Source organism: Paenibacillus sp. ov031, from assembly GCF_900143165.1.
Lineage (GTDB): Bacteria > Bacillota > Bacilli > Paenibacillales > Paenibacillaceae > Paenibacillus > Paenibacillus marchantiae.
This window is the reverse complement of the sequence record NZ_FRDO01000003.1, coordinates 567,293-586,316: the sequence shown is the minus strand read 5'-3', so window position 1 is coordinate 586,316 and position 19,024 is coordinate 567,293. Positions and strand designations below refer to the sequence as shown.

The window sequence follows — 19,024 nt, the reverse complement described above, 5'->3', positions numbered from 1 at the left end:
TTTACGCAGGGGAAGGAAAGGCAGGGATAGTTGTGGAGGTTATGGATCATTATATTCAGCTTCGCGTGGCCTTTTCGAACGTGGACGAGGAGGAAGAAATACACACAACGATTGGTGAGCTGGCGAATCATTTATGTTGTACGATGCGCAATATGAATCTGATTATGAACAAATTTATGGATCATGGCTGGATCAGATGGAGCCCACAACGCGGCAGAGGTAAGACATCGGTGCTCATTTTTTGCCATCCTCTGTTACAGGCTGTTCAGGAACGATTTGATCGACTGTTGCAGGGAAACAAGTTGGAGGAGGCCTATATGCTGGCTTCAACAATGCCGTTTTCGATGCGAGAAATATTGATGCAAGGATTACAAGGCCAGTTCGGTCTGCGTTCCGATCACGGCGCTCGGGGAAGAGTTGATACGCTGCGAATTCCACAGGAGACTGCCTTTGAGACATTGGACCCTACCCGGGCTTACATGTGGGGAGAAGTTGGAATTGTTGCGGAGGTATTTGATCGCTTGGTGCAGTACAACGCTGAACGCCAAGTCTGTGAACCGAGTCTTGCCGTTGCATGGGAGAGCAACCCTGAGGGAACAGAGTGGATCTTTTATTTGCACAAAGGCATAGTCTTTCACCATGGCAGGATGCTTAATGCAGAGGACGTAAGATATACGTTTGAACGGATTCTTTCCGATCAGGAGAACCCTTGCAAGTCACTGTTTGGCTCCATTCATCACATAGAAACGTTCGACGAGCTAACGGTGCGCTTTGTGTTGCGGTTTCCCAACTTTATGTTCCCGGATCTGATGAGCAGCATGAATGCATCCATCTTACCCCGTGATGTGGAGCTTGACCCGATGCATCCGATTGGTACGGGGCCTTACCGATTGACACGCAATCATCCCAAGCTGCTTGTGCTGGAGGTGTTCCCTTCCTATTTCAGGGGGCGGGCGTTTATTGATCGGGTTGAAATATGGCAGCTTCCTCAGACGGGTCTAGTGGAGTCAGTGATCAAACAGGACTTGTTTCCAGACGGACTGGCTCGATCGATTCAGCATGAGGTTCAGGGCGGCGTGTATATGACTTTTAATATGCGAAAAGAAGGCCCGCAGCAGGATTTATACTTTCGTCAGGCTGTTCAGCAACTGATGGATCCACAAGAGATGATGGGGGCGTTGGCACACACAGGTGTACAGGCTGCATATAGCCTGATTCGGGACAAGTCCAAGGAAAAGCAGATACTTGAACGAATAGAATCGAAGCCAACAGCCCTTTCTGCTGACTTATCTCTCGTAAGAGCTTCAGAGCTGTTACAACGCAGCTGCTACGCAGGCCAGATCATGAATGTGTGGGTAGAGGAAGGCGAGAAAATGGAGACAGACATGGCCTGGTTCGCACAGCGTTGTGCACTTATTGGACTGAAAGTGAGTGTTACGCCAGGTAATCCGGTAGATGCCGTATACCATGATAAATTCGCCTCTTATGATTTGATTTACACGGGTGAAGTGTTCGATGAGCATGTGACGCTGAGTCTATTAACGATGTATACTTTCCAAAATACGCTGTTCCTTATGGCATTGGATGACGAGCGAAAAAGCGAGCTAGAACGTGAATGCAGACACGTCGTTATGATTCAGGATAGTGCTGAGCGTTTGCGTACGCTAATGACGTTGGAGGGGCGACTCATTCAAGAGGCCTTACTCTTGCCTACATACAGCTTCAGGGAAGAACATGCACACCACGTTTCGCTTCAGGATTACCGTGTCGTAGCATACGGTATGCCTGATCTGCGTCGATTGTGGGTGAAGAGAAGTCCAAATACAGAAGAAGATACTGCGAGTTATCCGGCGTATATCCCATTGTGGTAAAGAGTGTAATTACTACAATGGGATAGGCCGGTGGGGGATACTTTTATACTGAAGGTGTCTTTATAAATTCAATTGGATTCGTACCTGGTTCCAGCAGTAGCGGAATGGAGAGAGAGCTTATGGTGTCCTCTTCATCCGTCTTAAACGTAAAAGTGATTTTCAAGCCAAACAGGACAAGCTCTACGGAAAACGTATCTTTTCCAGTGTATTCCATAGGCATTTCAATGGCATTCAATGTGGCCTGTAACCCATCGTTCGTCTGTTGAATAACGATCTCGCCGTAACCCGGATGATTATAACTTCCCGCGTACGCATGGTTAGGACGATCATGGGGATGAACCTGAGCTTCCACTGGTTTTTCCTCAACAGAGGTTTCTGAAGTCGTTGGTGTTTCTATGGTGTCTGTTGCAACTTCGGAATCAGTTGAATCTCCAGTCACTAATTTGGCTAATCTCCCACTCCAATCTACAGGTTCCAATTCAAGCAAACGATCAATAACGTTAAAAGAAATCGTGTAGGGAAGAATGCTTCCATTGGTATTGCAAAGGACTACAACACCGATCTGTTCCTCTGGTAAAAAGGCGACCTGTGAAGCGAATCCATCGATTGCCCCGCCGTGATGAATCATGGCGTTCCCGCGATAAGAATCGATCATCCAGCCCAGACCGTACGTGCTAACAGGCAGCTCTTTGCTGTGGAATGGTGAATCACAAGCCATTTGCGGGCTGTGTGTAACAGCCAACTGTTCTTTGGAAATCAGTTGATTCCCACCCTGTTGCCCTTGATTCAACTGAAATTGCACCCAGGCGATCATATCGACCAGATTGCTGTTAATGGAGCCAGCAGGGCCTACGGCATCAATTTTCCGAAAAGGTATCCGCGTATTCTCACCATTTTGATCCATATAAGGGAAGGCGAAGTCAGGTTGATTCTGCATCTCATCGACAGAGAAGACACTTGAATTCATACCAAGTGGGTTAAACAGGGACTCCTGGACAACATTCTCCCATGAAGTTCCTTTGAGTTGACCCACCAGATAACCAGCGGCCATATACATCAGGTTCTGGTATTGCCATTTGTTCCGGAAGTCCTCATTAGGCTCCAGATACTGAAGCGCGTTTACGAGTTCTTCTCTGCTCCGTGATGAGTTATACCATGCCATATCGTGCCTTGGAAGTCCGGAGCGGTGACAGAGCATATCGCGGATGGTCAGGCGTTCTGTAGCTACCGGATCGAACATTTTGAAGTCTTTCAAATACGTTCTAACAGGTGTGTCCCACTTCAGAATGTCCTGATCCACCAGCAGGGCAGCGGTTGATGCTGTGAAGGCTTTGGTACTTGAACCGATCGCGAATAGGGTATGGGGTGTAACTTCAAGCTGGGACTCCAGATCGCGATAACCGTATCCTTTTTGCAAAATGACTTCATCCTTGTGAATAACCGCTACCGCCACACCTACTCCTTTCCAACGTTGAAGCTGCTCTTCCACAAAATCATCCAATCCATTCAGCAATGAGTGAAGATAGGTTGTGTTCATTATTTTCCTCCAATTTAAAATAGAGTTGTACATCAATTAAGCTACATAATCGTGGTATGTAATTACATGGGTTGTGTTGTTATCTGTACTTACTATGAAGAATCTGGTTGGATTTCACATCCTACCCGAGACTGATTTTGTTACCAGATAGGGTATTGCGGCACTGATTGATGGAATGCTTGTCAAACTAGTCCGCATATATCGAACAAGTCCCTCATAACATGTACTAATCAAGTAGGGGTTCTGCTGTACGCACAATCCTGAAGTGAAAACATGTGCTAAAGGGGATGATGTCATGCGCCGAATATCATGGATGCTTGCCATGGTATTGGTCTTATCGACCTTACTTGCCGCCTGCGGGAAGAAGGATGCGGCAGCCGTGGTCAAAGATCTGAACGAAGTCGTAGGAGAAATGGAAAGTTATCAGGGGGCAGGCGTTATGACGCTGCATACCGGAGATACGCCGCAGCAGTACAAGGTCGAGGTATGGCATCAAAAGCCTTCATATTATCGTATCGCGTTAACGAATGCCAAAAAGGATGTAACACAAATTGTACTGCGCAATGATGAGGGCGTATTTGTCCTGACACCGAGTCAGAACAAAAGCTTCCGTTTCCAGAGTAACTGGCCGGATAACCAAGGCCAGGTTTACCTCTACGAGACGCTGATCCGCAGCATAACAGGTGATTCGACCCGCCAGTTTGCCGATGAGAAGGAAAGCTATGTATTCGATGTAGCTGCCAACTACAATACACATGCATTGGTCAGACAGAAAATATGGTTAAACAAAAGCGATTACGCTCCAAAACAGGTAGAAGTATCCGACTCGAATGCCAATGTGGTGGTCGATGTGAAGTTCGATAGCTTCAAATTTGGTACCGAATTTGAGAAAGACGCTTTTGATATGCAGCGTAATATGACTGCTGCTACTGAAAATGGTGGCAAGGTTGGTACTGACTCAGGCGCGGCTCCTGCTGGGGAGGGTAAAGAGACTACCAATCCTCAAGCTGCAACAGAGGAAGGTTCTGCATCCAATCCAAGCGGAACCGTTAGTGATGGACAGACGGGTGTGAGTGATAACGCCGAGCAGCAAGGTTCAGAAGATCCAGCCAGTGGGAAAGGAACCGAAGAACCGACATCGGCCGAGCCGGAAGGTACAGGCAGCTTCGGGGTTATTCAGCCGACCTATGCACCGGAAGGCGTCAAGCTGAAAGACGATCAGATCGTGGAAGGATCAGGAGACTATTCGGTTATGCTTCGCTACGAAGGAACATATAATTACACGATTTTTGAAGCGCGGCCGCAGGACAGAGCGGTATCACTTGCGCCATCCAGTGTCGTGGATCTTGGATTCACGCTGGGTATGTTGAGTGGAGATGCCTTACAGACACTTACATGGATGACAGATGGAGTGGAGTACCGGATCACAAGTGCAGATCTTCCACAGAATGAGATGGTACAGATTGCGACATCGATGCAGGAAGAGTCAGGGAAATGATTTGCAAAGTATAGTCGTCCTAACATAAGGAATGCTAAGAAGCATCGGAGATGAATTCTCCGGTGCTTTGCTGCATATACAGTTCTTCGTTCCTGTTTTATATCAGTGATTCGCAGGATTTGATTTTCAGTTGAAGCTATGAGTATCAACAGCCCATGACCCTGCGTAAGATAAGCAAGGATTAGGTCCAGTGCACTCAATAATGCAAAACACGCTTCTACGCGGGAGGAACCGGGTAAATAAAACGATATAAGCAGATGAGTTACGTTATGGAGAGATGAATATCTCATTCATGGTCTGGCTTATGGGTCTTATTCCGCGTTTGCTCCCGACTTCAGGATAGCGCTCCTGTATGTGTTTTGGACTGCAGATCTTCCGTTCATTTGACAGTCACATGCTTGAGCATTACGATGGAGTCTGACGTGAGCCGGATTAAGATGATTAGAGAAGGTGACTTAACGTGCAAGAACAATATCGGCCGACCCAAGCGGAAATCAATTTGGATCATTTGTGCAACAACGTAGACGCTTTCCGTGAAACATTGCCGCAAGGCAAGAAACTGCTCGCTTGTGTAAAGGCAAATGCCTATGGACATGGGGCAGTGGAGATGGCCAGAGAACTGGAACGAGTTGGCGTGGATTACTTAAGTGTAGCTTTTCTTGACGAAGCGCTTGAATTGCGACAACACGGAATTACCCTTCCGATTCTGGTATTGGGCTACACGCCGCCAGAAGGCATCGCTGAAGCATGGAAACATGATGTAACCATTACGCTGTTCAGTAAGGAAGTACTCGAAGCCATTCAACATCTGGAGACGGGCACATCCTCTCGTAAGCTCAAGGTTCACATCAAAATCGACAGCGGCATGGGCAGACTTGGCCTGTTGCCTGGCGAAGAGGCAGTTGCTTTTATTCAGGAAGCAGCCAAGCTGAAGCAGGTGATGCTTGAAGGCATGTTTACCCATTTTGCCAAGGCGGATGAAAAAGACAAGACCTATACACTGGAGCAGTATCGACGGTTCCGAGGCGTGGTTGATGCGCTGCGGGATCAGGGATGTGTCATCCCGATTATACATACGGCGAACAGCGCCGCTACCATTGATACACCGGAGTTGTCCTACGATATGGTACGTGTGGGAATTAGTCTGTACGGATTGTATCCTTCGGGAGAGGTGAATCATCAGGTAGTGAAGCTGTCCCCGGTATTGACACTGAAGACGAAGGCGGTTCTGGTCAAAACGCTGCCACCTCATTGGGGTGTCAGCTACGGAACCCGTTATGTAACACAAGGGAACGAACGAATAGCGACCCTGCCTATAGGCTATGCAGACGGATTTTCAAGAATGCTGTCAGGTAAAGCACAAGTACTTGTGCGCGGCCGCCGCGTTCCTGTCGTCGGTACGATCTGCATGGATCAGTGTATGGTGTCGCTACAATCTTTTGCAGCAGAAGCAGAAGAAATTCAAGTCGGCGAAGAGGTTGTTCTCATCGGTCACCAATCGGGTGCAGTCATAACTGCAGACGAAGTGGCATCTCAGCTCGGTACGATTCCCTACGAAGTGATCTGCATGATGGCGCATCGAATCCCGCGGGTTTATACCCGTAATGGAGCAGTAGTCGCCAGAATCAACCCTCTTTTGACATCCTGATAGCTCGACTGGACGCTATTACCAATAAACTTTTTTTCAGAACAGAAGGAAAACTGTCGGAGCATCTCGAATTATGAATGATGACTGGGATGAAAAATCCTGAAAAGAGATGTTTGGTCTGTACGAATATTGTTCCCCGTGTTTATAATGGAGTACAGCATACTTGATATACTCGGGGCATATATATTCCTTTGTATAAAAGTTCTGGAAAAACGTAATACTGGTTCACAATGGCGAAAGGTTTGTGGGGGTGGAAGAAAGGTGGCCAACTTGCAGAACACCAAGCGGATCATGATCAGTTTGCCTGATTATCTTTTGCAAGAAGTGGATGGCATCGTAGCGCTGGAGAATTCCAACCGCAGCGAATTGATTAGGCAGGCCATGAAGCTGTATTTGACGGAGCGTAAGAAACGTTACATCCGTGAATCGATGCAGCGAGGGTACATGGAGATGGCGAAGATTAACCTCACCATGGCATCCGAGGCCTTTCACGCGGAGGAAGATGCGGACAGCACTCTGGACCGCTTAGTTAGCGGGGTGTAGACATTGATCGTAAAACGCGGTGACGTTTTTTTTGCGGATCTTTCTCCCGTTGTTGGTTCCGAGCAAGGTGGAGTCAGGCCGGTTCTGGTCATCCAGAATGACATCGGCAACCGGTTTAGTCCTACTTGTATTGTGGCGGCGATCACCGCCCAAATCCAAAAGGCAAAGCTGCCGACGCATGTAGAGATTGATGCGGCGGCACACGGCTTTGACCGGGACTCGGTTATTTTGCTCGAACAAATACGGACGATTGATAAGCAGAGGCTGACCGACAAGATTACCCATCTGGACGAGGAGACCATGAAACTGGTCAACGAAGCCTTACAGATCAGCCTGGGTTTAATCGATTTTTAAGGCACCAGGCAGTTGTTTCTTTGTTCTGCCGTGCCATCCGTAGACAATGGATGTTCCTTGCAGGAACACACAATTTCAGACAGCAATCAGAAGAGCGTACAACAGCCTAATGGCTGGGGTACGCTCTTTTGATTAAAGCTTCATGAAAGCGTAGAACATTGTGAAGCTTTTCGTTATAATGATACCTGAGAAACCGTTTACGTTAATCGACATATATAGAGGTGGAGGAGACATATGAGCATTTATATTGATCAGGAGAAGCTTCAATTTCATCTACAGACTCAAAAGGCAAGCTATGTATTTCAGGTCCTGCCTTCGGGATATTTGGTACATTTATATTATGGCAAAAAACTGCGTGATACCGATCTGAGCTGGCTTCATGTGCGTACAGAACGTGCTTCGTTCAGCCCAAATCCGGTGCCGGAAGATCGGACGATCTCTTTCGACACGTTGGCAGTAGAACTGCCGATGTATGGTACAAGTGATTTCCGTAATCCGGCAATCCAATTGGAGCTTGAGAATGGTTCAACCGTTTCCGAGTTTACGTATACAGGCCATCGACTGATCAAAGGAAAGACAGCGCTTACCGGACTGCCTGCAACTTATGTTGAGTCCGACGATGAAGCCGAGACACTCATCGTTGAGCTGGAGGACCGTGTTGCAGGGATCAAGATTGAACTTAGCTACACGGCCTTTACGGCATTTAATGCGATTACGCGTTCCATGCGTATCATTAATGAGAGCGCTACCTCGGTGAATATTGCACGTGCGCTCAGCTCTTCCGTTGATTTCCCACATGCCGATTACGAATTGCTGCAATTGTCAGGAGCATGGACGCGTGAACGGGACATCGTTCGCAGACCGCTTGCTTCCGGCCTGCAAGGCATCGAGAGTCGTCGCGGCTCAAGCAGTCACCAGCAGAACCCGTTCATTGCCCTAATGACACCGGGTACAGACGAAGATCAGGGTGAGGTTTATGGGTTCAGCCTTGTATATAGCGGCAGCTTCACTGCACAGGCGGAAGTGGATCAGTTCCACACCACGCGTGTATCGCTTGGAATCAATCCGTTTGAGTTCAGCTGGAAGCTGGATTCACAGGAGTCATTCCAGACGCCTGAAACAGTTATGGTTTATTCGGATGAAGGCCTGGATGGCATGTCTCAGTCGTATCATGAATTGTATCGGGAGCGCCTTGCACGCGGACAATTCCGCAATGCAGAGCGTCCGGTTCTGGTCAACAACTGGGAAGCGACCTATTTCGGCTTTAACGCAGATAAGATTGAGCAGATCGCTCAGGCAGGCAAGAAGCTTGGCATTGAACTGTTCGTACTGGATGACGGATGGTTCGGACATCGGGACAGCGATAACTCGTCACTCGGTGACTGGATTGTGGACAAGAACAAATTGCCACAAGGCCTGGATGATTTGGCCAACCGGGTAACCAGTTTGGACATGCAGTTCGGACTATGGTTCGAGCCTGAGATGATTTCGCCAGACAGCGAATTGTACCGTGCTCATCCGGACTGGTGTTTGCATGTGCCGGATCGTCGTCGTACGGAAGGGCGTCAACAATTGGTACTCGATTTCTCCCGTCAGGATGTGCGTGATGAGATTGTACGCATGCTAAGCGATGTGCTTGGATCTGCGCCGATCACTTATGTGAAATGGGACATGAACCGGAATATGACGGAAGTGGGTTCTGCATTGCTTCCAGCAGATAGACAGCGTGAGACTGCGCATCGTTATATGCTTGGATTGTACGAAGTCATGGAACGTATTACTTCGGCGTTCCCGAATATCCTATTCGAGAGCTGTTCAGGTGGTGGCGGCCGTTTTGATCCAGGTATGCTGTATTACATGCCGCAAACGTGGACCAGCGATAATACGGACGCGATATCCCGCCTGCGTATTCAGTATGGTACAAGCCTGGTATATCCGGTAAGTTCAATGGGGTCACATATCTCAGCGGTTCCAAATCACCAGGTCAACCGAATTACTTCTTTAGAGATTCGTGGACATGTCGCGATGTCGGGTAACTTTGGATACGAGTTGGATTTGACTCGTTTCACAGAGGAAGAGAATGCTATCGTGAAGGCTCAGGTTGAGCTGTACAAGGAAATTCGAGGAACCATCCAATACGGAACGTTCCGGCGCTTGCTAAGTCCGTTTGAGGGAAATGAAACGGCATGGATGTTTATTGCACCAGATGGCAGCGAAGCCGTTGTATTCTACTTCCGTGTGCTGTCTGAACCAAATGCACCGCTCCAACGTCTGAAGTTGAAGGGCCTGGACCCTGATGCGGATTACCGCCTGAAAGGTGGTTCCGAGACGTTTACCGGGGATGCGCTGATGTATGGTGGGATCTCTGTAGGCCGTGCATCGGGAGACTATTGGAGTGAAATGTTCCGCTTCGAACGGGTATAATAAACTGGCGTGAATGCAGTGTTTGTCAGGGGAGACCGGAAGACGTCGGGGAGACGTTTTTCGGTCTTTTCTTATGGTTGAGATGAAGGTTTGATACGTAATCTCAATTGTAAGAACTTGTAACATGGACGAATGCTGGAAATCTGAACGGGATTTTGTGATAATATAGGGGAGAGGAATCTGCATGAATGCAGGTTCGATACTGTGATTACAGCAGCAAAGCTGCCCTGAACAAGCTTCAACTGAACGATTCAGGAAGGAAAGAGGGATTTATTTGTCTGAACAGGAAACGGTTCTGGAACCCAATGAAGAAACAATAAAGGCAGAACGCCATGAACGAATCATCAAACAGGTAGCCAAGGAACTGTCACTGTCCTTGAAGCAGGTCCGCACAACGTCGGAGCTTCTGGACGAAGGCAATACGATTCCATTTATCGCCCGCTACCGTAAAGAAATGACTGGAGAGCTGGATGAGAACCAGCTGCGGCTCATTGAAGAACGCATCGTATACTTGCGTAATCTGGAAGACCGCAAAGTGGAAGTCATCCGTATTATAGAGGAACAAGGCAAGCTGACCGGAGAACTGAAACAGTCTATCACTCAGGCAGTTAAGCTGCAGGAAGTGGAGGACTTGTACCGTCCGTTTCGTCAGAAGCGGAAAACCCGTGCCAGTGTAGCGAAGGAAAAAGGTCTCGAACCACTCGCTGTCTGGATCTGGGGTCAACCAAAGCAAGGGAACCCTCTGGAGGAAGCTGCGCGTTATATCAATGCTGAACTTGGGGTAGAAGATGCAGAGGTTGCAATTCAGGGAGCCAAAGACATTTTGGCTGAGAATATTGCAGATGATGCTGCTATTCGTGCATGGATTCGTCGTTATACGCTCGATCATGGCATGCTGACTTCGGAAGCGAAGGATGCTGAGCAGGAGTCTGTATATGAGAACTACTATGATTATCGTGAATTAGCCAAAAAAATGCCTCCTCACCGTATTCTCGCCATTAACCGCGGTGAACGTGAAAACATTTTGAAAGTGGGCCTGGACGTGCAGCCTGAACCGGCTCACCGTCATATGGAAGGACAAATCATCAAGGGTGCATCTGCGGTCCAAGACGTTTTGCGTGCTGTGATTGAAGATGCTTACAAACGATTGATTGCCCCTTCGATTGAGCGTGAGGTTCGTGCAGAGCTGACGGAAAAAGGTGAAAACCAAGCGATATCCGTATTCTCGGCTAATCTTCGTAATCTGTTGCTTCAGCCGCCGATTCATGGCAAACGTGTGCTTGGTGTCGATCCTGCCTATCGTACCGGTTGTAAACTGGCTGTGGTCGACGATACGGGCAAGCTGTTGGAAGTGGCTGTTACGTACCCAACGCCACCACACAACAAGAAGCGTGAAGCTGCCGAGGTTTTCCATCGGATGATCAAGCAATATGATATCGGGTTGATTGTTATCGGTAATGGTACCGGATCCCGTGAAACTGAACAGTTTGTTGCCGAGATTATTCAGGAGAACGGGGACGAAAGTCTCGTGTATCTGATCGTCAATGAAGCTGGAGCGAGTGTATATTCTGCATCCAAGCTGGCGCAAGAAGAATTCCCGGATCTTGACGTTGCTGAGCGGAGTGCTGCTTCGATTGCCCGTCGGGTGCAAGACCCGCTGGCTGAGCTGGTTAAGATTGATCCAAAAGCCATTGGTGTAGGCCAATACCAACATGACGTATCTCAAAAAATATTGGAAGAAAGCCTGAAGGCTGTTGTGGAATCCGCAGTTAACCATGTGGGCGTGGATGTGAACACGGCTTCGCCTTCACTGCTGTCCTATGTTGCGGGTGTAAATGCCACGATTGCCAAAAATATCGTGAAATACCGCGAAGAGAACGGCCGGTTCACGAATCGTCGCCAGTTGCAGAAAGTGCCGCGTCTGGGTGCCAAAACCTATGAGCAATGCGTAGGCTTTATGCGGATTGGTGAAGGCGAGAACCCGCTGGATCGCACACCGATTCACCCTGAATCGTATAAAGTCGTAGACCAGCTCTTTAAGGAGCTTCAGGTTGCGCTGGACAAGCTGGGCAGCAAGGAACTGTCTGTTCTCCTGTCTGAGCAACAACCGGAACAGCTGGCTGTGAAGCTGGATGTGGGTGTACCTACACTGCGTGACATTCTGGACAGCTTGCAGCGTCCGGGTCGTGACCCGCGTGAGGAAATGCCGCTACCGATCTTCCGCACGGATGTGCTCAAAATTGAAGATTTGGTGGAAGGCATGGAGCTGCAAGGTACGGTTCGTAACGTGATCGACTTTGGTGCTTTTGTTGACATCGGCATCAAGAGTGACGGGCTTGTCCACATCTCACAGCTGAGCAACGGTTACGTCAAACATCCGATGGATGTTGTATCTGTCGGGGATAATGTAACGGTTTGGGTGATGAACGTGGATACCAAAAAAGGCCGTGTCGGCCTCACGATGAAGAAACCTGCTTCTTCTAAGCAGTCTTCCTAAACTAGGCACAATGATCGGAAAACAGCCTTCCCTGTAATGGGAAGGCTGTTTGTTGTCAGTTATAATAGTACTGTTGCCCGTACTGTATTCTTCGAAGGGATTTTATGAAAGAAGTGAGAGCTTGAAGTGGACGGAGAGAGTGGCGTCAGATTTTTAGAGTTCGCTGTCCGCGCTGCGCGGGGTGCCACTTGTCGGTTTGTTTCGGTAAAAGAACCAGCATTCGTTCAGCAGCTTGATCTGTCTGCTGTCTTTTTTGTGAAATGCACGCATCAGTTGATTGCAAAGCCATTGAGGCAAGGGTATCTCCTCCTCTTGCATAATTCATCTGTACGTTAGCATATGTGGCAATAGCCTGGACTGTGCGAATTAACCCGTGATGAACTCGGAAAATTCAATATCTATACGGACATGTACTGAAGAGCGGGGCGTATGATTGTAGGGTTGAAAAAAAGTGAAAAAAGCGCAGCCCCTGTTTTTAGGAGATGCGCTTTTGGTTCCATCCTGCATTAATAATAAGTCCATAGGTGGATTAGAGTGATTCCATCTCTTCTTCATACCATTGCTCTAATTGAGCCTGAAGCGCCCGGATCTCAGTGAGCAGGGAAATCAAAGGATATTCACTCTCTCTTAGTGCTGCAAAGCTTTGTTCAAGCGCATTGATATAATCAAGGCCTCCGATGATGGAGAGTTGCTCGTCCAGAAGATCAAGATTGTCACATTCGGCGATTGCCCAAGGCAGAACAGGTACATCTGCTGCGGTAAGTTTGTCAATTTCTTTGTGCAGGCGCAGGTTGAGCGCACTGAGTTGATAAGCGTAATCGGCAGGCATTTCCACAAACTGCAATTGCTGTTCCTGCTGCAGGATGACGTAGCGCATTGTAGGCATAACGAGTAATAATCTCCCCTCATACATTCTACTTGACAGTGTAGCCTACGAAACGGTTAAAATTCAAGTATTATGGCGGAAAAACAAATGGCCCAAGAGGTGTGAAAGGAGGACAAACCGATGGAAAATGAGGAATTGCAGCAATGGATTGAGCAGGTGTCACTCGATCATTTCGGGGTTCCGTTCACTCACGAGGCGCTGTTTAACCGTCGTCTGACGACTACAGGTGGGCGTTATATGCTCAAGAGTCACCGAATAGAGATTAATCCTCATCAGCTCGAAGCCTATGGGCGGGAAGAGGTTGAAAAAATCATCAAGCATGAGCTTTGTCATTACCATCTGCACATTCGTGGACGCGGCTACCAACACCGGGACCCTGAATTCAAAGCCTTGTTGCAGAAGGTGGGCGGTTCGCGATTCTGCCAGTCCCTTCCGGATGGAAAGGGCAGGAAGCCATTACCGTATCGCTATAAGCTGGTGTGCAAGAGCTGTGGCACGGAATATTTGCGTAAACGCAAAGTTGATCCGAAGCGGTACCGCTGTGGTCGATGTGCCGGCAAGTTGCTATTGAGTGAAATATAGTGAAAATAAAGTCTATCCGAATTATATATAGCCATCTTAAGAAAATTGTAATGTTTTTATTAACATCCTTGTCATTATTTTGTAGTAAGCTGGTGTAGTTCAGATCACCAAAAGAGTAATGGCTAAGGAGGAAAGAAGATTGGCAAAGTATAGGGTACTTGTAGTAGATGACGATCCCGATATCCGCAACGCGATTGAGATTTATTTGCGGATTGAAGGAATCTTGGTGACTAAGGCAGCAGATGGGCAGGAAGCGATAAGAAAAGTCAGGGAAGAAGAAGTTCACCTCATTGTGATGGATGTAATGATGCCCATTCTGGATGGTATACAAGCAACTTTCAAAATACGCGAGGACTGCAATGTACCGATTATTTTTTTATCTGCCAAAACCGAGGACAGCGACAAAATTCTTGGTCTGAATATTGGAGCTGATGATTACATAGCCAAACCCTTCAATCCATTAGAACTGGTGGCTAGAGTGAAGTCCCAGTTGCGTCGATTTACAGGACTTGGAACACAACAAATCGACCGGGATAATGAACAAGAAATTGAGGTTCGGGGGCTAGTACTTAACAATAGGAGAAAAAAAGTAACGCTGGAAGGTGAAGAGATTCGATTGACTCCAACGGAGTTTCATATTTTAAAATTGTTGATGGAGAATACGGGACGCGTTTTTGCCATTGATGAAATCTATGAACGTGTTTGGAAAGAGCCGGCCTTTCAGCCGGAAAACACGGTGGCTGTACATATTCGCCGAATCAGGGAGAAGATTGAGTTTAATCCCAGAGAACCGAAATATGTAAAGGTGGTGTGGGGCATTGGCTACAAGATGGAAGGTTAATGTGATTCCCTATATGGTTCGATTTGTTTTGATCAGTTGCAGTACCCTCATGTTTTTTTATGCCGTCTCACGAAGTTTCCAGAATATTGATTTTGTTTTTCGAGGCTGGGGTGTTCAGAGTGATCCGTCTTTAATCATATGTTTGTTCCTGATCGCTGTTTTATTTGTGTTTAGGAACCGATTCCCACTGCCTCCGGAGAGCAGATATGTGAAGATGAAGAATTGGATGTCGGTCAGATTAACTATGGATGTACAAATATTGCTTTATTTTGTCATCGGTTTAGCGTTGTTCTATGGAACGATTCTTGTCATGCAGGGGAACGGCATACGGATGAGCCAACATGAGTGGATCAACGACTTTGTCATGTATTTATCTGCATTCCTGTTATCATCCTTGCTGCTCTGTTTTGCTGGGGAGTATGGTAGGGCGGGAATTCGGTTGATCTCAGATCGAGCCGCGCTTTGTCAGATTCTCAATGAATTATGGTTACGTACGACGATCCATATGATACGGGATGAACTGAAACATGGGACCCCACCTGGAAATAGGATCATCAAAACCCTCATCGTATGTTTTGTATCTCAATTCGTATTACTGATCATTGCGTTTGTGGTAGAGGTATTTAGGTTTCCAATCCTACTGCTGATCGTGGCGTTCAGTGTGATTATCCTGGGTCAGATCGTACGAATCATTCATGGTTTGCAAGGTGTAACACAAGCCGCTTCGGCCATGGCTTTAGGACGTATGGACGTTCAGCTTCCTCAGCAGACAAACGGTATGCTTGACCAACTGACGATGCATATGAACGATATGAAGCAAGGAATTCAGAATACCGTCGAAAAAAGAGTGAGAAGTGAGCGAATGAAGTCGGAACTGATTACCAATGTCTCACATGATTTAAAAACGCCGCTGACCTCGCTGGTGAGCTATGTGGATTTATTAAAACGTAATGAAGGGACTGCTGAGGAAAAGGCAGAATATATTGAGGTGCTGCAACGCAAGACGAAGCGGCTGAGTGTACTTGTTGAAGATTTATTTGAGGCGGCTAAGATGGCCAGTGGGGATGTGGAGCTTCATTTGGAGCAGGTTGATGTTGCGGCCTTATTACATCAGGCTTTGGCGGAATATAGTGAGTCTATCGTACAGTCCGGTTTGATTTTCAGAGTAAGTAGTAGGGATGGTCCGATGTACGCTCACTTGGATGGAAAACGTACATGGCGTGTATTCGAGAATTTGCTTGGTAATGTCACTAAATACGGAATGAAGAATTCAAGGGTATTTATTGAATTATCAGAAGATGATGTGTATGTGATATTGTGTATCAAAAACGTTTCTACATATGAAATGCAGTTTGCAGCAGATGAAATATTTGAACGTTTCAAGCGGGGCGACCATTCCCGGAGCGAAGAAGGATCAGGGCTGGGTTTATCCATTGCGAAAAGTATTGTTGAGCTGCATGGAGGAAGAGTTAACATCGAAATTGATGGCGATCTGTTTAAAGTGACGGTCCATTTTCCAAAATGCATTCAGCAGAAGCAATAAAATAAGCGTTATGACCGACTTTTCTATGCGTTCGAATGAAAGATGCAAGGCTTCCAAGAAAGTCACCGGAGGCATGTTGACTTGGAATATTAATCATGATAAATTTAGGTTATTCAAGATTATTATTCCCTGATAGCTCAGTTGGTAGAGCACTCGACTGTTAATCGAGTTGTCACAGGTTCGAGCCCTGTTCGGGGAGCCATTCTTGGAGAGATACCCAAGTGGCTATAAGGGGACCCTCTGCTAAGGGGTTAGACTGCGTAAGCGGTGCGAGGGTTCGAATCCCTCTCTCTCCGTTCTGAACAAAACATAATCCCCCTCCTGAGTAACCTTTAACGGATACTCAGGAGGGGGATTTTTGATGTATCGTCATTTTGCCAATGTACAAGAAAGAATGCCCGATTGCGTCCCTATAATGAAATGCCCAATACCTCGTACAAACCCTTCTTGCCAGCTTCCGTGACTTCCACCGAACGGCTGCCTTCCTTCTGGCGGGTCCAGTCCAGCTCAGACAAGCGGCGTCCCAGTTCGTCTCCCAGTACTCCGGAGATATGGTGACGACGTTCACTCCAATCCAGACACTTGCGAGCCACAGCGCGGCGTGATCCGGCTTTCCCTTCAAGCATAATGCCAAAAGAAGTGAACCATTGAATCCCTTTCTCTGTAATGTGGTAATCCTTGGCCTGCTCATCCTCAGGTTCTTCGAGATAACCTTCCCGTAATAAAGCTTCACACAACGATATCCCCAATTTTCCGGCCAGATGCCCATAACAGGTTCGAGCAAAGCTTAGATGTTGAAGCTGGTTGGACTGTTTGAGGGATCTCACTTGTACTGGTGCGGCGATACTTCCCATCGTCTCAATCAGAAAAGCAACCTCTTTGCCTGCGAGACGATAGTATCGATGTCGTCCTTGCTGTTCAACGACGAGCAGCCCGCCTTCTACCAGCTTGGCGAGATGACTGCTTGCTGTTTGAGGAGTAACACCCGCCATGTATGCAAGTTCGCCGGCAGGAAGCGCACGACCATCCAACAAAGCTTCCAAAAAAATAGCACGACTGGGATCAGCAATTAACGATGCAATCACAGAAATATTCGGATAGGTATTCATACTTCGATGATACCTTAACTATTGGTGTAATACAATTCAATCATGCATGAATTACAACCTAAGAGATGGAAGGGATGGATTGAAGAATGGAGGAAGAAACAATGTATACCAATGATAGAACGCAAGAAGAGTTTGGATCAGAGCATCAACGGGGCTGGACCAGCGAATTGATACAGCACGAGGTGATAAATCCAAGTATTTTGTACTATGGCACACCGGTATTGCTGCTGAGCACGTTAAATGAAGATGGAACGACAAACTTGTCGCCCCTTTCTTCATCATGGGCACTTGGAGACTGCTTGGTACTTGGAGTCGGTATTCAGGGCAAAGCCTTTGAGAACCTGAGTCGTCATCCCGAATGTGTGATTAATCTGCCGGATGCATCCATGTGGGAGCAGGTTGAGGGACTGGGGCGTTATACCGGAATATATCCCGTTCCTGAGGAGAAAAGGAGGATGGGATTTGAGTTTTGCGATGATAAATTTGCCGTCTCTGGACTGACACCCCAAAGTTCAGTTCAGGTTGAGCCGAATAAAATAGCGGAATGTCCGCTCCAGATTGAAGCCGCGGTACAACACATTCGTATTCCCGAACATACACCTTTCATGGCGATTGTGGAAGTGAAAGCGTTGAAGGTACACGCACATACCCGACTGATTTCAGGTTTGAACAAGATTAACCCAGAGAAGTGGAACCCTTTAATTTATAATTTCCGACACTATTATGGACTTGGAGAAAGGTATGGGGAGAGTTTTCGGGCAGAGAAGTGATTTGTGGATTCTGAAATAGCATAGACTACCAATAAGTAATCCAGAATATATGAAGTGGGGCCAGTTGTGGTGCTACTTCTTTCTGTCTATATGAGGCTTCATTAAGGTTTCATGCGAGTAATCAAAGAATTCGGTTATTTTATTAGGCAGGGATTGGGTAAATAGTAAAGAAAGATACATGTAAGCATATACATAAGAGGGGTGATGAACATGGAAATGGAATACTTAATGCGTGTACTCATAGCTGGCATATGCGGCGTGTTGATCGGATATGAGCGCAAGAACCGAATGAAGGAAGCGGGGATACGTACACACTTTGTTGTTGCGGTGGGTGCAGCATTGATGATGATTGTATCTAAGTATGGCTTTCAGGATCAGGCAGGCTGGGCGAATCTCTCGCTTGACCCATCCAGGATTGCCGCACAGGTGGTCAGTGGGGTTGGCTTCATTGGAGCCGGGATGATCTTCACACAGCGCCACACGGTCCGGGGATTGACGACAGCGGCGGGAATCTGGGCGACTGCAGGAATGGGACTGGCTGTGGGTTCGGGATTGTATTGGACTGGGGCTGGGGTAACGCTGCTTATTGTAGTGGCACAGATGCTGCTGCATCGGCCGACACGCTGGTTGGTGTCCGCGAGAACAGAGACGCTGACCATTCGACTGCTAAAGGAAGGGGACACCCTCAAAACCGTTTTGGCTTTGCTTGGACAGGAGAAAATCTCGGTGGTTGGGTTCAAAACAGAACAGCAAATAAGCACAGACTCCGGGGAGGAGACTGTACTTGAATTCACTCTGCAACTGCCTGGATCATATAGGGCCGAGCAATTAATTGTTTTATTACAGGATGTGCCTCACGTTCGATCCGTTGATATGAGGTGAGCCCAGGCTATCGCTGGTTCGTTATGTCGCGTAATGCCG

General features: G+C 47.4%; 16 protein-coding genes and 2 tRNA genes. 14 read left to right on the top strand and 4 right to left on the bottom strand.

All coding sequences use genetic code 11. The features are described 5' to 3' along the window. The first annotated feature begins 41 nt into the window (after positions 1-41). Positions 42-1,871 carry an ABC transporter substrate-binding protein gene (locus BUA17_RS16620; RefSeq protein WP_170867861.1) on the top strand — a complete coding sequence of 610 codons (1,830 nt, stop codon included), beginning with the start codon at positions 42-44 and terminating at the stop codon, positions 1,869-1,871. A 43-nt stretch (positions 1,872-1,914) separates the two neighbouring features. Here the strand turns inward: BUA17_RS16620 and BUA17_RS16615 are convergent, their stop codons facing one another. Beyond that, entirely contained in the window at positions 1,915-3,408 is a 1,494-nt protein-coding gene (locus tag BUA17_RS16615; protein WP_072734305.1) for a serine hydrolase, read from the bottom strand. 295 nt (positions 3,409-3,703) lie between these two features. Between BUA17_RS16615 and BUA17_RS16610 the strand changes: the two genes are divergently transcribed. From BUA17_RS16610 to BUA17_RS16585, 6 genes are all read left to right on the top strand, one after another. Further along, positions 3,704-4,906, top strand: coding sequence for an outer membrane lipoprotein-sorting protein (locus BUA17_RS16610; RefSeq protein WP_072734304.1), 1,203 nt, complete (start codon positions 3,704-3,706; stop codon positions 4,904-4,906). Positions 4,907-5,366: 460 nt separating this feature from the next. Continuing rightward, on the top strand, positions 5,367-6,554 hold the full coding sequence (alr, locus tag BUA17_RS16605; protein ID WP_063564444.1) for an alanine racemase: 1,188 nt from the start codon (positions 5,367-5,369) through the stop codon (positions 6,552-6,554). A 261-nt stretch (positions 6,555-6,815) separates the two neighbouring features. Next, on the top strand, positions 6,816-7,097 hold the full coding sequence (locus BUA17_RS16600; RefSeq protein ID WP_024630715.1) for a CopG family ribbon-helix-helix protein: 282 nt from the start codon (positions 6,816-6,818) through the stop codon (positions 7,095-7,097). 3 nt (positions 7,098-7,100) lie between these two features. After that, complete coding sequence (locus tag BUA17_RS16595) at positions 7,101-7,451, top strand: type II toxin-antitoxin system PemK/MazF family toxin (RefSeq protein WP_024630714.1); 351 nt, start codon at positions 7,101-7,103, stop codon at positions 7,449-7,451. Between the two features lie 234 nt (positions 7,452-7,685). Beyond that, a complete protein-coding gene (locus tag BUA17_RS16590) occupies positions 7,686-9,875 on the top strand; it encodes an alpha-galactosidase (RefSeq protein ID WP_072734303.1) in 2,190 nt (729 codons plus the stop codon). Positions 9,876-10,149: 274 nt separating this feature from the next. Next, entirely contained in the window at positions 10,150-12,372 is a 2,223-nt protein-coding gene (locus BUA17_RS16585; RefSeq protein WP_063564442.1) for a Tex family protein, read from the top strand. 153 nt (positions 12,373-12,525) lie between these two features. Here BUA17_RS16585 and cmpA read toward each other — a convergent pair whose 3' ends face one another. Beyond that, complete coding sequence (gene cmpA / locus BUA17_RS30895) at positions 12,526-12,669, bottom strand: cortex morphogenetic protein CmpA (protein WP_090808144.1); 144 nt, start codon at positions 12,667-12,669, stop codon at positions 12,526-12,528. A 232-nt stretch (positions 12,670-12,901) separates the two neighbouring features. Further along, the gene (locus tag BUA17_RS16580; RefSeq protein ID WP_024630711.1) at positions 12,902-13,258 is read right to left on the bottom strand and encodes a hypothetical protein; all 357 of its coding nucleotides are present in this window, start codon (positions 13,256-13,258) and stop codon (positions 12,902-12,904) included. Positions 13,259-13,378: 120 nt separating this feature from the next. On the opposite strand from BUA17_RS16580, the gene BUA17_RS16575 reads away from it, so the two are divergent. The 5 genes from BUA17_RS16575 (at position 13,379) to BUA17_RS16555 (ending at position 16,520) form a co-directional block, all read left to right on the top strand. Beyond that, on the top strand, positions 13,379-13,840 hold the full coding sequence (locus BUA17_RS16575; RefSeq protein ID WP_072734302.1) for a SprT family protein: 462 nt from the start codon (positions 13,379-13,381) through the stop codon (positions 13,838-13,840). 139 nt (positions 13,841-13,979) lie between these two features. Beyond that, on the top strand, positions 13,980-14,681 hold the full coding sequence (locus BUA17_RS16570; protein WP_090953172.1) for a response regulator transcription factor: 702 nt from the start codon (positions 13,980-13,982) through the stop codon (positions 14,679-14,681). Between the two features lie 214 nt (positions 14,682-14,895). Next, entirely contained in the window at positions 14,896-16,224 is a 1,329-nt protein-coding gene (locus BUA17_RS16565) for a sensor histidine kinase (RefSeq protein WP_244552174.1), read from the top strand. A gap of 126 nt (positions 16,225-16,350) precedes the next feature. Further along, positions 16,351-16,426, top strand: a tRNA-Asn gene (locus tag BUA17_RS16560). A gap of 5 nt (positions 16,427-16,431) precedes the next feature. Further along, positions 16,432-16,520: transfer RNA gene (locus tag BUA17_RS16555), tRNA-Ser, on the top strand. A gap of 114 nt (positions 16,521-16,634) precedes the next feature. Here the strand turns inward: BUA17_RS16555 and BUA17_RS16550 are convergent. Then, positions 16,635-17,333, bottom strand: a complete 699-nt coding sequence (locus BUA17_RS16550; protein WP_072734299.1) for an ArsR/SmtB family transcription factor — start codon at positions 17,331-17,333, stop codon at positions 16,635-16,637. 101 nt (positions 17,334-17,434) lie between these two features. Between BUA17_RS16550 and BUA17_RS16545 the strand changes: the two genes are divergently transcribed. Further along, complete coding sequence (locus tag BUA17_RS16545; RefSeq protein WP_083584741.1) at positions 17,435-18,103, top strand: flavin reductase family protein; 669 nt, start codon at positions 17,435-17,437, stop codon at positions 18,101-18,103. A 210-nt stretch (positions 18,104-18,313) separates the two neighbouring features. Further along, positions 18,314-18,985, top strand: coding sequence for an MgtC/SapB family protein (locus BUA17_RS16540; RefSeq protein WP_079695276.1), 672 nt, complete (start codon positions 18,314-18,316; stop codon positions 18,983-18,985). Positions 18,986-19,024: the final 39 nt, after the last annotated feature.

Coding starts and splice junctions, on each gene's coding strand:
- BUA17_RS16620 (WP_170867861.1), top strand. CDS start 42: ATGGATCATTATATTCAGCTTCGCGTGGCCTTTTCGAACGTGGACGAG.
- BUA17_RS16615 (WP_072734305.1), bottom strand. CDS start 3,408: ATGAACACAACCTATCTTCACTCATTGCTGAATGGATTGGATGATTTT.
- BUA17_RS16610 (WP_072734304.1), top strand. CDS start 3,704: ATGCGCCGAATATCATGGATGCTTGCCATGGTATTGGTCTTATCGACC.
- BUA17_RS16590 (WP_072734303.1), top strand. CDS start 7,686: ATGAGCATTTATATTGATCAGGAGAAGCTTCAATTTCATCTACAGACT.
- BUA17_RS16580 (WP_024630711.1), bottom strand. CDS start 13,258: ATGCCTACAATGCGCTACGTCATCCTGCAGCAGGAACAGCAATTGCAG.
- BUA17_RS16575 (WP_072734302.1), top strand. CDS start 13,379: ATGGAAAATGAGGAATTGCAGCAATGGATTGAGCAGGTGTCACTCGAT.
- BUA17_RS16565 (WP_244552174.1), top strand. CDS start 14,896: ATGAAGAATTGGATGTCGGTCAGATTAACTATGGATGTACAAATATTG.
- BUA17_RS16550 (WP_072734299.1), bottom strand. CDS start 17,333: ATGAATACCTATCCGAATATTTCTGTGATTGCATCGTTAATTGCTGAT.
- BUA17_RS16545 (WP_083584741.1), top strand. CDS start 17,435: ATGTATACCAATGATAGAACGCAAGAAGAGTTTGGATCAGAGCATCAA.
- BUA17_RS16540 (WP_079695276.1), top strand. CDS start 18,314: ATGGAAATGGAATACTTAATGCGTGTACTCATAGCTGGCATATGCGGC.